Annotated in this window: 13 protein-coding genes; 9 read left to right on the top strand and 4 right to left on the bottom strand. The window is 70.6% G+C overall.

The genetic code is table 11. From position 1 onward, the window contains the following. Positions 1–106: 106 nt before the first annotated feature. Positions 107–2,239 (bottom strand): phosphocholine-specific phospholipase C, encoded by a 2,133-nt coding sequence (locus tag bpln_RS08800; RefSeq protein ID WP_042624894.1) that lies wholly within the window; start codon positions 2,237–2,239, stop codon positions 107–109. Positions 2,240–2,269: 30 nt separating this feature from the next. Next, the gene (locus tag bpln_RS08795; protein WP_042624893.1) at positions 2,270–2,464 is read right to left on the bottom strand and encodes a hypothetical protein; all 195 of its coding nucleotides are present in this window, start codon (positions 2,462–2,464) and stop codon (positions 2,270–2,272) included. 415 nt (positions 2,465–2,879) lie between these two features. Between bpln_RS08795 and bpln_RS08790 the strand changes: the two genes are divergently transcribed. Both bpln_RS08790 and bpln_RS08785 read left to right on the top strand, forming a co-directional pair. Then, the gene (locus bpln_RS08790; RefSeq protein ID WP_055138599.1) at positions 2,880–3,854 is read left to right on the top strand and encodes a GGDEF domain-containing protein; all 975 of its coding nucleotides are present in this window, start codon (positions 2,880–2,882) and stop codon (positions 3,852–3,854) included. Positions 3,855–3,971: 117 nt separating this feature from the next. Beyond that, positions 3,972–4,610: a LysE family translocator gene (locus bpln_RS08785; RefSeq protein WP_042624891.1), complete on the top strand. Its 639-nt coding sequence runs from the start codon at positions 3,972–3,974 to the stop codon at positions 4,608–4,610. A 152-nt stretch (positions 4,611–4,762) separates the two neighbouring features. Here the strand turns inward: bpln_RS08785 and bpln_RS08780 are convergent, their stop codons facing one another. Further along, a complete protein-coding gene (locus tag bpln_RS08780; protein WP_042624890.1) occupies positions 4,763–4,957 on the bottom strand; it encodes a DUF3562 domain-containing protein in 195 nt (64 codons plus the stop codon). A 425-nt stretch (positions 4,958–5,382) separates the two neighbouring features. On the opposite strand from bpln_RS08780, the gene osmF reads away from it, so the two are divergent. From osmF to bpln_RS08745, 7 genes are all read left to right on the top strand, one after another. Then, complete coding sequence (osmF, locus tag bpln_RS08775; RefSeq protein ID WP_042624889.1) at positions 5,383–6,318, top strand: glycine betaine ABC transporter substrate-binding protein OsmF; 936 nt, start codon at positions 5,383–5,385, stop codon at positions 6,316–6,318. Then, positions 6,315–7,520 carry an ABC transporter permease gene (locus bpln_RS08770; RefSeq protein WP_055138598.1) on the top strand — a complete coding sequence of 402 codons (1,206 nt, stop codon included), beginning with the start codon at positions 6,315–6,317 and terminating at the stop codon, positions 7,518–7,520. The genes osmF and bpln_RS08770 overlap by 4 nt, the downstream gene beginning before the upstream one ends. After that, positions 7,517–8,488 carry an ABC transporter ATP-binding protein gene (locus bpln_RS08765; RefSeq protein WP_055138597.1) on the top strand — a complete coding sequence of 324 codons (972 nt, stop codon included), beginning with the start codon at positions 7,517–7,519 and terminating at the stop codon, positions 8,486–8,488. Before bpln_RS08770 ends, bpln_RS08765 begins: the two co-directional genes overlap by 4 nt. Next, positions 8,485–9,306: an ABC transporter permease gene (locus bpln_RS08760; RefSeq protein WP_080937170.1), complete on the top strand. Its 822-nt coding sequence runs from the start codon at positions 8,485–8,487 to the stop codon at positions 9,304–9,306. The genes bpln_RS08765 and bpln_RS08760 overlap by 4 nt, the downstream gene beginning before the upstream one ends. Before the next feature lie 528 nt (positions 9,307–9,834). Next, positions 9,835–11,475, top strand: coding sequence for a methyl-accepting chemotaxis protein (locus bpln_RS08755; RefSeq protein WP_055138596.1), 1,641 nt, complete (start codon positions 9,835–9,837; stop codon positions 11,473–11,475). After that, positions 11,472–11,633, top strand: coding sequence for a hypothetical protein (locus tag bpln_RS36645; RefSeq protein ID WP_158336054.1), 162 nt, complete (start codon positions 11,472–11,474; stop codon positions 11,631–11,633). Before bpln_RS08755 ends, bpln_RS36645 begins: the two co-directional genes overlap by 4 nt. 165 nt (positions 11,634–11,798) lie before the next feature. Then, entirely contained in the window at positions 11,799–12,503 is a 705-nt protein-coding gene (locus tag bpln_RS08745; protein ID WP_055138595.1) for a glutathione S-transferase N-terminal domain-containing protein, read from the top strand. A 151-nt stretch (positions 12,504–12,654) separates the two neighbouring features. Here bpln_RS08745 and cobM read toward each other — a convergent pair whose 3' ends face one another. Continuing rightward, positions 12,655–13,380, bottom strand: a complete 726-nt coding sequence (cobM, locus tag bpln_RS08740; RefSeq protein ID WP_055138594.1) for a precorrin-4 C(11)-methyltransferase — start codon at positions 13,378–13,380, stop codon at positions 12,655–12,657. Between the last annotated feature and the right edge of the window lie 26 nt (positions 13,381–13,406).

Here is a 13,406-nt window from a genome sequence, read left to right as displayed (position 1 = left end):
GTGACGCGGCGCGGGCGAAATTGCATCGAAGGGTCGAATCCGCACGACCGGGCGGCGAGCTGCCCGGCCGGCCGTGCGGCATTCGGCGACGTTGCGCGTCAGGCGCTCAGATCGCCGTCGTGACGGGCGTGGTGGCAGCCGGGTCGGTGATGGTCACCTTGCCGTTCTCGACGCGCCCGGCGATGCGGCGCAGCCACGACGGGTTGTCGGCGATCGTGAACTGCAGGTCGTACCACTGGCCGTTGCACGACAGGTCCCAATGCGCCTCCACGCCCTGCCCGGCCGGCACCGTCAGCGTGCGCGGCGCCTGACCGTAGGCGAGATCGGTGGCGATCACCGTCATCGGCTGCGTGCCGGCGTTGGCGAGCGTCACGTAGACGTTGCCGTTGGCCACGTCGTAGCAGGTCGTCAGGTCCGGATGCGCGGCGGTCTCGCCCGAGGCCGAGCCAAGGAAGCGGCGGAAATAGCCGTTCGGGCCGTAGACGTGGATCGCGTAGCCGCTTCCCGCGTCGAGCGCCCAGGTATCGGACAGCTGCTTGCCGGCTTCCACCGTGTACGAACGCGGCAAGGCGCTCGAATCGTTGGTATAGACCCAGAAGTGCGCGCCCTGCGTGCCGCCGCTCGCGAACGTGAGCGTGTAGCCGGCGTTCGTCAGCTGCCCGTTCACGTGCAGCTCGTAGGGCGTCGGACGCGCGAGGCGCGTGCCCGGCTCCTGCGCGGCGATGCTCGGCGCGGCGCTGGCGGCCGGCGCGGTCTGCGCGGTGGTGCGCGCGCACTGCAGGTCGGCCTGCGCGACGTAGTTCGAGGTGCTCGGCAGGTTCGGGAAGGTGGCGTCCGACTTCGTGAAGTCGAGCGTCGACGTGAGGTCGCCGCATACGGCGCGACGCCACGGCGAGATGTTCGGCTCCTTCACGCCGAAGCGCTGCTCGATGAATTGCAGCACCGAGGTGTGATCGAACACCTGCGAGCTGACGAAGCCGCCCTTCGACCACGGCGACACCACGAACATCGGCACGCGCGGCCCGAGGCCATACGGCAGCGTGTCGGCGGTAAAGGTGCCCACCTCCTGCGCCGGCACCACGGTGTGGCGCTCGAGCGAGATGTCCACCGTGCTCGCGCCGACGTTCGCGGGCGGCGTCGAGACGAAGGTCGGCGCCTGCGGCGGCACGACGTGGTCGAAGAAGCCGTCGTTCTCGTCGTACATGATGAACAGGACGGTCTTGCTCCAGACGTCCGGGTTCGAGGTCAGCGCGTCGAGGATCGTCGAGATGTAGTACGCGCCGTAGAGCGGCGTGTACTTCGGATGCTCCGAATACGCGGCCGGCGGCAGCAGCCACGACACCTGCGGCAGCGCGCCGGCCTGCACGTCGGCCTTCAGCTGCGCGATGTTGCGCGTGCTCATGCCGCGCTGCTGCAGCGACGAGCCGGCCGGGGCGTTCACGAAATTCTGGAACGCCGCGAGCATGTTGGTGCCGTAGTTGCCCGTGTAGTTGTCGAAGTCGGTGCCTTGCTGGTACACCTGCCACGACACGCCGGCCGCCTCCAGGCGCTCCGGGTAGGTGGTCCAGGTCAGCGGGGCGCGCAGCTGGGTCGGCTCGAACTGGTTGTCGATGTAGTCGATGTTGTCGAGCAGCGGACCGCCGCCGGTGGCGAGCGGATCGACCATGCCCGTCATCAGGTACATGCGGTTCGGGTGGGTGTTGCCGGGAATCGAGCAGAAGTATTGGTCGCAGACGGTGAACGCATCGGCGAGCGCGTAGTGGAACGGCACGTCGTCGCGCTGATGGTAGCCCATCGTCATGTTGGTCTTCTGCGCGGCCCACTGGCCGGCGCGGCCGTGGTCGATCGCGCTGTGCGTGGTGACCCAGGTATGCGGCAGGCCGCCGATGCACTGCGCGTTCCAGTTCGGGTTGGTGGTGTCGTAGCGGAACGGCGCGATCACCTTGGTTGCGTCTTCCTGGCGCGGCTGGAACCACACCGGCTTGCCGTTCGGCAGCGTGACGGGGAAGCGGTCGTTGTAGCCGCGCACGCCGCTCAGGTGGCCGAGGTAATGATCGAACGAGCGGTTCTCCTGCATGAACACGACGATGTGCTGCACGTCCTGGATCGTGCCGGTCACGGTGGCCGGTTCAATGGCCAGCGCGCGGCGGATCGAGTCGGGCACCAGCGTGGTGGCCGCGGTGGCGCCGGCCAGGCCGGCGGAGAACTTCAGAAAATCGCGTCGGGATTGGGTGACCATGTCGGGTCCTGATGGATGGATCGTCGGACGTCAGGATTTCGGCGCCGTGAAGCCGGGCGGGCAATGCAGGTTCGCGGTGGCGACCGCGGCGTTGCCGCAGGCCGCCTTCGGCGGCGTGGTCACCGGCGCGGCCGGCCGCGAGTCGTCGCCGTTGCAGGCGGCGAGCGAGGCCGCGGCGGCGAGCATACCGATCAGTATCAAGTGCCGTGGTGCCGGCGTCTGCATGGGGATTTCTCCGTCGTGGGATATCAGGCGGACGCGGGCTCGCGTCCGGGGCGGGCGTCTCACTCCTCGCGCCCGCGGCCCCGACGATAGTTCGCGATTGTTACATCGCGGTGTTGGGAAACCCAACGATTCTCTCCGCGCGCCTTGTCCGGCTGGCTTGCCGTCGGATCGGTCGAAAGCAAAAAGAAAGCTTCGGCGGCCGTTCAGCCACCCTTCCGCAGCCGTCCGGGCGCGGCGGCGGGCGCCGTACCGGCACCAACGCTCACGTCGCCTCGCATTCCGGACCATTCCCGGCCATTCCGGGATTGCCGCGAATGTTCTACGATGACAACATCGATCCGCCAAGCGCGTTCCCCGGCCAGGACAGCCATGCGCACAGGCGGACACGCCATCCGACATCGTGAGACCCGATCGCATGCAAATCGCCACCCTTCCCGCCAACGAGGCTTCACGGCTCGCCCGGCTGCATGGCCTGAACCTGCTCGACACACCGGACGAGGAGCGCTTCGACCGCATTGCCCGGCTGGCGCGGCGCATCTTCGACGTGCCGATCGCGCTCGTTTCGTTGATCGACGAGAACCGCCAGTGGTTCAAGAGCTGCTTCGGCCTGGCGGAGCGGGAGACGCCGCGCGACGTCTCGTTCTGCGCCCACGCGATCCTTTCGCACGATGCCCTGGTGATCCCCGACGCCACGCTCGACCCGCGTTTCGCCGACAACCCGCTCGTCACCGGCGCGCCCGGCATCCGTTTCTACGCGGGCCACCCGCTCGCGCTGCCCGACGGCACGAATCTCGGCACGCTGTGCCTGATCGATACGCGCCCGCGCGAGATCGACGCGGCCGACCTGGTCCACCTGCGGGATCTGGCGGGCCTGGCCGAGCGCGAGGTGGCGGCCGTGCAGATGGCCACGCTCGATTCGCTGACCGCGCTGTCGAACCGGCGCGGCTTCGAGATGTTCGCGCAGCAGGCGCTGAACGCGTGCCGGCGCCGCGGCCTGCGCGCCTCGCTGCTGTTCTTCGATCTCGACGGTTTCAAGCAGATCAACGACCGCTTCGGCCACGCCGAGGGCGACCGCGCGCTGGTGCTGTTCGCGCAGTCGCTCACCACCGTGATGCGCGAGATCGACGTGATCGGCCGGCTCGGCGGCGACGAGTTCGTCGCGCTCGTGATGGCCGACCGGCTCGACGCGCACGATCTCGCCGAGCGGCTGCGGCAGGATCTAGGCGTGCGCAGCGAACAGGCCGGGCTCGCGTACCACATCCGCTTCAGCGTCGGCCACGTCGATTACGAGCCGGGCGACGATCCGTCGGTCACGCGGCTGCTCGCCGAGTCGGACCTGCGCATGTACGCCGACAAGAGCCGCACGAAGTCGGGGGCCGCGCCGCATTGAGGCGGCGTTGAGCCGGCGCCGGATCGGCTTTGAATCACGCGCGGGGAAGCTGCACCGGTTCCCGCCGAGCCCCGCGCTTCGGCGCCCCGCCGTCGTCCCCCACCTGGAGAGATTTCGATGCATGTCGCCGCTTCACTCGTCGCCATCCTGTCCGCGCTGATGCTGGGCGCGATGATTCCCGGCCCCAGCTTCGTGCTGGTGGCGCGCAACGCGATCGGGCTGTCGCGCCGCGACGGGCTCGCCACCGCGCTCGGCATGGGCGTGGGCGCGATCGTGTTCGCCTGCGTGGCGCTCGCGGGGCTCTACACGTTGCTCGGTTCGGTGGCGTGGCTCTATCTGGCGCTGAAGGTGGCGGGCGGCCTTTATCTGCTGTATCTGGCCGTGCAGTTCTGGCGCGGCGCGCGGCAGCGCTTCACGTTCGACGCCGATATCGCGCGCCACGGCGGCCGGCCGCTGCGCTCGTTTCGCGTCGGCCTGACCACGCAACTGAGCAACCCGAAGACGGCGATCTGGTACGGCAGCATCTTCGCGGCGCTGCTGCCCGCGCATCCGCCGACGGTGGCGTACCTGGTGCTGCCGCCCGCGGTGTTCGTGATGGAGGCCGGCTGGTACACGGTGGTGGCCCTCGGCTTCTCCACGCGCCGGCCGCGCGAGCTGTACCTGCGCGCGCGCGGCGTGATCGACCGCCTCGCGGCGGGCGCGATCGCGGCGCTCGGCCTGCGGCTGATCTGGAACGCGCGCGGCACGGGGATCTGAGCGGAGCCGCCGGCGAACGCGCGCGGGTCACGCATCCTGCCGCGCGCTTTCCCCCGTCCGTGCGAGGTCAGCCGCTTGCGAGGTCGGCGCTGCCCGGCTCCGGCCTGCGCGGACGCAGCGGGCGAGTCCGGGACTGCAGAAAACAGCGGAGTTCAGTGGCGCCGCTGGCGGCGCAGGTCGTCGCGCACGCGCTTGGCCGCGAGCAGCGCGATGTAGTCGAGGATGCGCGCGCCGTCGCGATATTCGGCGAGCGTCTTCTCGTAGAGGGCGGAAACGGTTTCCTTCGGCGTGTGGGTATCGGAGGCGATCGACTGGACGATTTCGTCGATGTTGATCTGTGTGGCCATGTGTTGCGCTCCTGATGGTGGGACGGAAGGACCAACGCGAACGGCACGGTGCGGAACGCCATTGAACGACGCACGGCGCCATTTCGCAAATAGAATCGATCTATGAATCTCGCATGATCATCACGAGGCGTTCGGTCACGATAAGCGAAGTAGCCGGCATGTTCCCGCCTCGTCGGGCGCCTGCCGCCATCACCGGATTCGTGCCGGCGGCGCGAAGCGGCGCCCCTGCCGGGATTCCGCCCGGGCGCTGCCCGCCCGGGCCGCCGGTGTCGCACGACGCGTGCCGCCGTCCTCCGCGTTGGCAGCGAAACCGCTGATCCCGCCCCTTGCGTTTGCCAAACGCGCGCCACTCGCGTAACTTTGATCGCCATTTGGCGGATTGCGCGCCACGTCCCCCGACCGCCCCTCCAGGAGGCCGCTTCACGATGGATATCGCCGTTCGCCGCCGCATCTGCGCGGCGCTTTCGCTCGTCGCCGCGTTCGGCGGCACGCTCGCCGCCGGCACGGCACACGCCGACACGGTCACCGTCGCCTCGAAGATCGACACCGAAGGCAGCCTGCTCGGCAACCTGATCGCCCAGGTGCTCAAGTCGCACGGCCTGGGCGTGACCGACAAGATCAGCCTCGGCGCCACGCCGATCGTGCGCAAGGCACTGGTGGCCGGCGAGATCGACGTCTATCCCGAGTACACCGGCAACGCCGCGTTCTTCTTCAACAAGAGCGGCGACCCGGTCTGGAAGGATGCCGCGCGCGGCTACGCCGAAGCCAGGCAGCTCGACTATTCGGCCAACCATCTGGTCTGGCTCACCCCGGCGCCCGCCAACAACACCTGGGGCGTGGCCATGCTCGGGCCGCTCGCCGGCCAGCAGCACCTGAAGACGTTCAGCGATTTCGGCCGCTGGGTGGCCGCGGGCGGCAAGGTCAAGCTCGCGGCGTCCGCCGAGTTCGTCAACAGCGCCTCGGCGCTGCCGTCGTTCGAGAAGGCCTACGGCTTCAAGCTGAAGCCGGACCAGCTGCTGGTGCTCTCGGGCGGCGACACGGCCGCCACGATCCGCGCGGCCGCCGCGCAGACCGACGGCGTCAACGCCGCGATGGTGTACGGCACTGACGGCGCGATCGCCGCCTCGGGGCTCGTGCTGCTCGCCGACGACAAGCAGGTGCAGCCCGTCTACGCCCCCGCGCCGGTGATCCGCGAGGCGGTGCTGAAGGCGCATCCGCAGATCGCCGACTGGCTCAAGCCGGTGTTCGCGAGCCTCGACCTCAAGACGCTGCAGACCCTCAACAGCCGTATCCAGATCAACGGCGAACCGGCCGCGCACGTCGCGGCCGACTATCTGAAGGCGAAGGGCTTCGTCAAATGACGGACCCCGCCGCGCCCGCGGCGCCCTCCGGCCGGGCCGGCCCGCGGCGACACGGCGGCTACGTCGACCGGGTCGGCGTGCTGGTCGCGCTCGCCGGGTGCGGCGCGCTCGCGCTGCCGTTCGTCACGTTCCGCGCGAACCGGATCGTGCCGGGCCACGGCCTGGCGCTGACCGACATCTTCCCCGCCCCGCTCGCCATGCTCGCGCTGGCCGGCTGGCTCGCGGCCGCCGCGTTCGCGCTCGCGCGCACGCGCCCCGGCTGGCGCGCCGCGGCCGGCACGGCGGCGCTGGTCTGGCTCGGCTACTGGCTCGGCGCGGCGCCGGCGCGGCTCGTCGGCGGCGAGATGCCGATCGCGCGCGTCTCGCCCGCGGCCGGCGCGTGGTTGCTGCTGTTCGCGTTCGCGGTGCTGATCGCCGACGCGCTGGCGCGGCTCGAGCTCGCCCCGCTCAAGCGCCTCGGCGCGCTGGCGGTGGCGCTGGCGGCGCTCGCCGCCGCGCTCGCGAGCGGCTGGTGGGACGGCCTGTCGGTGATGCAGGAATACGCGGTGCGCGCCGACACCTTCTGGAACGAGGCGGCCCGCCATCTCGCGCTGGTGGCCGGCTCGACGTTCGCCGCGTTCGCCGTGGCGCTGCCGGTGGGCATCGGCTGCGCGCAGCGCCCGGCCTGGCGCGCGACGCTGCTGCCGGCGCTGAACGTGGTGCAGACCATCCCGAGCATCGCGCTGTTCGGCATCCTGATGGTGCCGCTCGGCCTGCTGGCCGCGCACCTGCCGCTCGCCGCCGCGCTCGGCATCGGCGGGATCGGCCCGGCGCCCGCGTTCGTCGCGCTGTTCCTTTACGCGTTGCTGCCGATCGTGTCGAGCGTGGTGGTGGGGATCGACGGCGTCGACGCGCGCGTGGTCGAGGCCGCCGCCGCGATGGGCATGACGCCGCGCCAGCGCGTATTCGGCGTGGAACTCGTGCTGGCGCTGCCGGTGATCCTCGCCGGGCTGCGCATCGTGCTGGTGCAGAACGTCGGGCTGACCGCGGTGGCCGCGCTGATCGGCGGCGGCGGCTTCGGCACCTTCATCTTCCAGGGGCTCGGCCAGGCCGCCACCGACCTCGTGCTGCTCGGCGCGCTGCCGACCATCGCGCTCGCGTTCATGGTGTCGGTGGTGTTCGACGCGGCCATCCAGTCCACCCAACGGAGTGCTTCCCGATGATCGAGATTGAACGCGTGACGCGTCGCTTCGGGCCGCTCGTCGCCGTCGACGACGTCTCGCTCGCCATCGCGCCCGGCACCGTCACGGCGCTGGTCGGCGCCTCGGGCAGCGGCAAGTCCACGCTGATGCGCATGATCAACCGGCTGATCGAGCCGACCAGCGGCACGATTCGCATCGACGGCGTCGATACCGCCACGGTGCGCGGCGAGACGCTGCGGCTCGGCATCGGCTACGTGATCCAGGGCCACGGCCTGTTTCCGCACTGGACGGTGGCGCGCAACATCGCCACGGTGCCGACCCTGGCCGGCTGGCCGAAGGCGCGCATCGAGGCGCGCGTCCACGAACTGCTGGAACTGTTCGAACTCGATCCGTCGATCTACGGGCACAAGCTGCCGCACCAGCTCTCGGGCGGCCAGCAGCAGCGCGTGGGCGTGGCGCGGGCGCTGGCCGCCGAGCCGGCGATCCTGCTGATGGACGAACCGTTCGGCGCGCTCGACCCGATCATCCGCGGCAAGGCGCAGGACGACCTCGCGGCGCTGCAGCGCCGCACCGGCATCACGATCGTGCTCGTCACGCACGACATGGACGAGGCGCTGCGGCTCGGCGACCAGATCGCGGTGATGGACGGCGGCCGCGTGCTGCAGGCCGCCCCGCCCGCGCAGCTGCTCGCGCGGCCCGCGCCGGGCTTCGTCGAGAAGCTGGTGGCCGGCGCCGAGCGCCCGCTGCGGTTGCTGGCGCTGACCCCCGTCTCGCGGCTGGCCGAGCCCGGCCACGCGAGCGGCACGCCGATCGAGGCCGACCGCTCGCTGCGCGACGCGCTGTCCGAACTGCTGTGGCGCGGCGTCGACGCGCTGCCGGTGGCGCCGGCCGGCGGGCGGGCCGAGCCCGGTTCACGGCCCGACGCGCCAGCCGCCCCCACCCGCATCACGCTCGCCGCGCTGGTCGCGCATGCGAGGCACGGCGCATGAGCTTCGCGAGCGGCACGCCTGGAGGCAAGAACAGCGGCAGCAAGGCAGGCGGCACCGTCCCGCGCGCCGTGTCCGCCGCGGCACGGCTCGCGGCGCTGGCCGCGCTGCTCGTGCTGATCGCGCGGCCCGGCTGGCTGCAGCCGCTGTTCGCGCCGCTCGCCGAGCACGGCGCGCCCGCCATCTACGACCGCGCGAGCCTGATCGACCTGACGCTCGCGCACCTCGCGCTGGTGGCGGCGTCGAGCCTGATCGGCTCGGTGCTCGCGATCGCGGCCGGGATCGCCGTCACGCGCCCGGCCGGCGCCGATTTCCTGCCGGTGGCGCGCAGCATCGCCAACCTCGGCCAGACCTTCCCGCCGGTGGCCGTGCTCGCGCTCGCGGTGCCGGCCGTGGGCTTCGGCGCCACGCCGGTGCTGCTCGCGCTGACGCTGTACGGCCTGCTGCCGGTGTTCGAAAGCACGCTGGCGGGCCTCGGCTCGATCCCGGCCGCCACGCTCGACGCCGCGCGCGGCATGGGCATGAGCGCGCGCCAGCGGCTCGTCTCGATCGAGCTGCCGCTGGCCATGCCGGTGATCGTCAACGGCGTGCGGCTCGCGGTGGTGATCAACCTCGGCACCGCCACGATCGGCTCGACGGTGGCCGCCAAGGGCCTCGGCGACGTGATCATCGCCGGGCTCCAGACCTCCAACACCGCGTTCGTGCTGCAGGGCGGCGTGATCGTCGCGTTGCTCGCGGTGCTGCTCTACGACGCGCTCGGCCTGGCCGGCCGCCTGCTCGCGCCGGCCGACACGGCCGCGCGCCGCGCCGGGCGCGACTGAGCCGCCCGCGCTTCCTGCTTTTCCTTCCGCTCCCTTCCGCCGCCGTTGCCATTCGTCAATCGTGCCGGCCGCGCCGCGGCATTTGCGATGCATCCTATGGTTGATTCGCCTTCCGCGTAAAACGATTCCGGTCGATCGGGTGTTTCAAATAAACTTTCCATAACGCCCTATTGTTTTATCGTTTGCATCGTGCATCGATCGTTCACTGGTGAATAAACCAATCCCGACGAAGCGGACGCCGATATGCGGCGCTGCGATCGCATGTCGTTCACATTTAAACAGACCAAAAAGATCCAGAGCACCTCAGCGATGAAATGTAAATGAAAGATTCCGCCAAACCCTTTCTGGACGGGCCGTTCATGCCCGTCAATTAAGCGATTCATGGCGACTACCTGATTTTCGTGATTCGGGTCAACGATATAGGGGTTCGGGAAGGTAAAGAAAAAAACAAACGTCCCGTTAACGCACCTACGACGAACGGACGTCGCGCTGATTTTCGTCTCGAACCCTACTTACAAGAGGTTAATCATGAAAATTCTGCGGCTGAGCATCAAGACCAAACTGCTTGGTGCTTTCGGCTTGCTGGCGGCAGTCGTGGTGGGCATTTCGGCATTCGCGCTGAATGCGCTATCGGACACCAATCACGCGTTCGCCAGTTATACCGAAGGCATCAATGCGCGCGCCAACGTGGCCGAGGAAGTGCGCACGGCGGTGGACCGCCGCGCCATCGCGGCACGCAACCTGGTGCTGGTGACCCGGCCCGCCGACGTCGCGCTGGAAAAGGCCGACGTGCAGCGCGCGCATGCGGACGTGCAGCACGGGCTCGCGCAGTTGCAGTCGATGCTGGCCGCCGCCCCCGACGCCACCGACCGCGCCCGCGCGCTCGCCGCCACCATCGCCGAGGTGGAGCGCCGCTACGGCCCGGTCGCGCAGCGGATCGTCGACCTGGCGCTGCAGGGCAAGCGCGACGAGGCCACCACCGCCATCGACGACGAGTGCCGCCCGCTGCTGGCCGAGCTGGTGCGGGCCACCGACGCCTACGCAGCCTACACGCGCGAGCGCGAGGCCGGGCTCGCGCAGGCCGGCGCCGAGCGCTACGCGAGCGTGCGCAACCTGATGGCCGTGATCAGCGCCGCGGCGACCCTGCTGGCGATCGGCGCCGGGCTCTGGCTCACGCGCTCGATCACGCGGCCGCTGTCGGACGCGGTGCGGGTGGCGCGCACCGTCGCCGACGGCGACCTGACGAGCCACATCCTGGTGCGCGGCCACGACGAGACGCGCGACCTGCTCGACGCGCTCGACACCATGAACACGCGGCTCGCCGGCATCGTCAGCCGCGTGCGCGAGGGCAGCTCGGGCATCGCCGCCGCGGTCGGCGAGATCGCGGCGGGCAACATCGACCTGAGCGAGCGCACCGAGGAACAGGCCGCGTCGCTGGAGGAAACGGCCGCCACCATGGAACAGTTCACGTCCACGGTGCGACTCAACGCCGAGAACGCACGCCAGGCCAGCGCGCTCGCCAGCAGCGCCTCGGACGTCGCGCAGCGCGGCAGCCATGCGGTGGGCCGCGTGGTCCACACCATGAACGACATCGGCGAGCGCTCGTCGAAGATCGCCGACATCACCGGCATCATCGAGGGCATCGCGTTCCAGACCAACATCCTGGCGCTGAACGCGGCCGTGGAAGCGGCGCGCGCCGGCGAACAGGGGCGCGGCTTCGCGGTGGTGGCGAGCGAGGTGCGTTCGCTCGCGCAGCGCTCGTCGGTGGCGGCCAAGGAGATCAAGGACCTGATCGCCGCCTCGGTGCAGACGGTGCATGACGGCGCCGCGGTGGCTGACGAGGCGGGCCGCACCATGACCGAGGTCACCCAGGCGGTGGCGCGCGTGACCAACATCATGGAGGAGATCGCGGCGGCCTCGACCGAGCAGAGCCGCGGTATCGAGCAGGTGAATCTGGCGATCACGCAGATGGACGAGACCACCCAGCAGAACGCGGCGCTGGTCGAGCAGGCGGCGGCCGCGTCGAAGTCGCTGGAAGCGCAGGGGCGCCAGCTCGACGAGACGGTGGCGCGCTTTCGCGTCAACGCCGGGCGCCCGGACGCGCCGGTCGCGAGCGTCGTCTCCGAGCGCTACGCGGGCCACGCCGAATGGCGCCTGGCGACGGCATGAACGCCGCGCCCTGCCTGCTGCGCGACGGCTCGACGGCCGCCGCGCGCGCCGCGCGGCGCCTCGGCCGCGCCCGCCACGCCGACGCGCTCCACCACTGCCTGCGCCACGCACGGCGGCGCCCGCCGCGCGAACGGCGGCCGATGCCGCGCGCGCTCTGAGAGAGCGGCACCGCGTCGGCGCCTGGGCGGACCGGACAGTCTCTCGCGTCTCGCGGCCCGCGCCCGCCCGGCTTGACGCGGTCGGCATGGCGCCCCGGACGGAACCGGCGGCGTTCGGCGGTTCCGTATACCATCGCGACACCCTTCACTCACACCGAGCGCCCCATGAGCGACCTGTCCGCGTTCCCGATCACGAAGAAATGGCCGGCGCAGCATCCGGACCGCATCCAGCTCTATTCGCTGCCCACGCCGAACGGCGTCAAGGCGTCGATCATGCTGGAAGAACTCGGCCTGCCCTACGAGCCGCACCTGGTGCGTTTCGACGCGAACGACCAGCTCTCCCCGGCGTTCCTCTCGCTGAACCCGAACAACAAGATCCCCGCGCTGATCGATCCGGACGGCCCCGGCGGCCAGCCGCTCGGCCTGTTCGAATCGGGCGCGATCCTGCTGTATCTGGCCGAGAAGACCGGCAAGCTGATCCCGGCCGACGCGGCCGGCCGCTATGAAACGATCCAGTGGCTGATGTTCCAGATGGGCGGCATCGGCCCGATGTTCGGGCAGCTCGGCTTCTTCCACAAGTTTGCGGGGCGCGAGTACGAGGACAAGCGTCCGCGCGACCGCTACGTCGGCGAGGCCAGGCGCCTGCTCGGCGTGCTGGAGGCGCGGCTCGCGTCGAACGCCTGGATCGTCGGCGCCGACTACACGATCGCCGACATCGCGACGTTCCCGTGGGTGCGCAACCTGGTGGGCTTCTACGAGGCGCGCGAGCTGGTCGAGTTCGAGCGCTTCGCGAACGTCGGGCGCGCGCTCGAGGCGTTCCTCGCGCGCCCGGCCGTGCAGCGCGGCCTGACGATCCCCGCGCGCGACTGAGCGCGACCGGCCGGTGTCGCGCCGGCCCGGCACGATGCCGGCGGCGCGGTGCGGCGCTTCCCGCCGCTTCCCGCCGCTTCGCGCGTCCGCGGCGCCGCAGCGTCCTGCCCTTCCCTTCCCGCCGGATGTCCCGCGGCACGCCCGGCAAGGCTCAAGCCTTGGCGTAGAGCGTCGATTCGTCGAACCGATCGGTATCGAGCACGCGGCCGATCAGGATCAGCGCCGTGCGCTCGATCGCGGTGGCCGCGATCTTGCCGACGATGTCGGCCAGCGTGCCGGTCACGCGCGTCTCGTCGGGCCAGCTCGCGCGGTAGATCACGGCGATCGGGCAGTCGTCGCCGTAATGCGGGCGCACCTCCTCGACAATCTTCGCCAGATGCCGCACGCCGAGATGGATCGCGAGCGTCGCGCGGTGCGCGGCCAGCCCGCTAAGCGCCTCGCCCTCGGGCATCGTGGTCTTGCCCGCGTAGCGCGTGAGGATCACCGTCTGCGCGACGCCGGGCAGCGTCAGCTCGACGCCGAGCGTGGCCGCGCAGGCCGCGGTGGCGGTCACGCCGGGCACGATCTCGTAGGGAATCCCGAGTGCGCGAAGGCGGCGGATCTGCTCGCCGATCGCGCCGTACAGCGACGGGTCGCCCGAATGCACGCGCGCCACGTCCTGCCCCTTCGCATGCGCGTCGGCGAGCAGCGCGACGATCGCGTCGAGGTCCAGCTCGGCCGTATTGACCACCGTTTCGGCGCGATGGCCGTCGAGCACCGCCGCCGGCACCAGCGAGCCGGCATAGAGGATCACCGGGCAGCTGCGCACGAGGCGCTGGCCCTTCACCGTGATCAGCTCGGGGTCGCCCGGCCCCGCGCCGATGAAATACACCGTCATCTGTCGTGTTCTCCGTTGGAATGGCA

The sequence above is a fragment of the Burkholderia plantarii genome (assembly GCF_001411805.1).
Classification (GTDB): Bacteria; Pseudomonadota; Gammaproteobacteria; order Burkholderiales; family Burkholderiaceae; genus Burkholderia; species Burkholderia plantarii.
This window is presented reverse-complemented; position numbering and strand designations above follow the sequence as displayed.

Coding starts and splice junctions, on each gene's coding strand:
- bpln_RS08800 (WP_042624894.1), bottom strand. CDS start 2,239: ATGGTCACCCAATCCCGACGCGATTTTCTGAAGTTCTCCGCCGGCCTG.
- bpln_RS08795 (WP_042624893.1), bottom strand. CDS start 2,464: ATGCAGACGCCGGCACCACGGCACTTGATACTGATCGGTATGCTCGCC.
- bpln_RS08790 (WP_055138599.1), top strand. CDS start 2,880: ATGCAAATCGCCACCCTTCCCGCCAACGAGGCTTCACGGCTCGCCCGG.
- bpln_RS08785 (WP_042624891.1), top strand. CDS start 3,972: ATGCATGTCGCCGCTTCACTCGTCGCCATCCTGTCCGCGCTGATGCTG.
- bpln_RS08780 (WP_042624890.1), bottom strand. CDS start 4,957: ATGGCCACACAGATCAACATCGACGAAATCGTCCAGTCGATCGCCTCC.
- osmF (WP_042624889.1), top strand. CDS start 5,383: ATGGATATCGCCGTTCGCCGCCGCATCTGCGCGGCGCTTTCGCTCGTC.
- bpln_RS08770 (WP_055138598.1), top strand. CDS start 6,315: ATGACGGACCCCGCCGCGCCCGCGGCGCCCTCCGGCCGGGCCGGCCCG.
- bpln_RS08765 (WP_055138597.1), top strand. CDS start 7,517: ATGATCGAGATTGAACGCGTGACGCGTCGCTTCGGGCCGCTCGTCGCC.
- bpln_RS08760 (WP_080937170.1), top strand. CDS start 8,485: ATGAGCTTCGCGAGCGGCACGCCTGGAGGCAAGAACAGCGGCAGCAAG.
- bpln_RS08755 (WP_055138596.1), top strand. CDS start 9,835: ATGAAAATTCTGCGGCTGAGCATCAAGACCAAACTGCTTGGTGCTTTC.
- bpln_RS36645 (WP_158336054.1), top strand. CDS start 11,472: ATGAACGCCGCGCCCTGCCTGCTGCGCGACGGCTCGACGGCCGCCGCG.
- bpln_RS08745 (WP_055138595.1), top strand. CDS start 11,799: ATGAGCGACCTGTCCGCGTTCCCGATCACGAAGAAATGGCCGGCGCAG.
- cobM (WP_055138594.1), bottom strand. CDS start 13,380: ATGACGGTGTATTTCATCGGCGCGGGGCCGGGCGACCCCGAGCTGATC.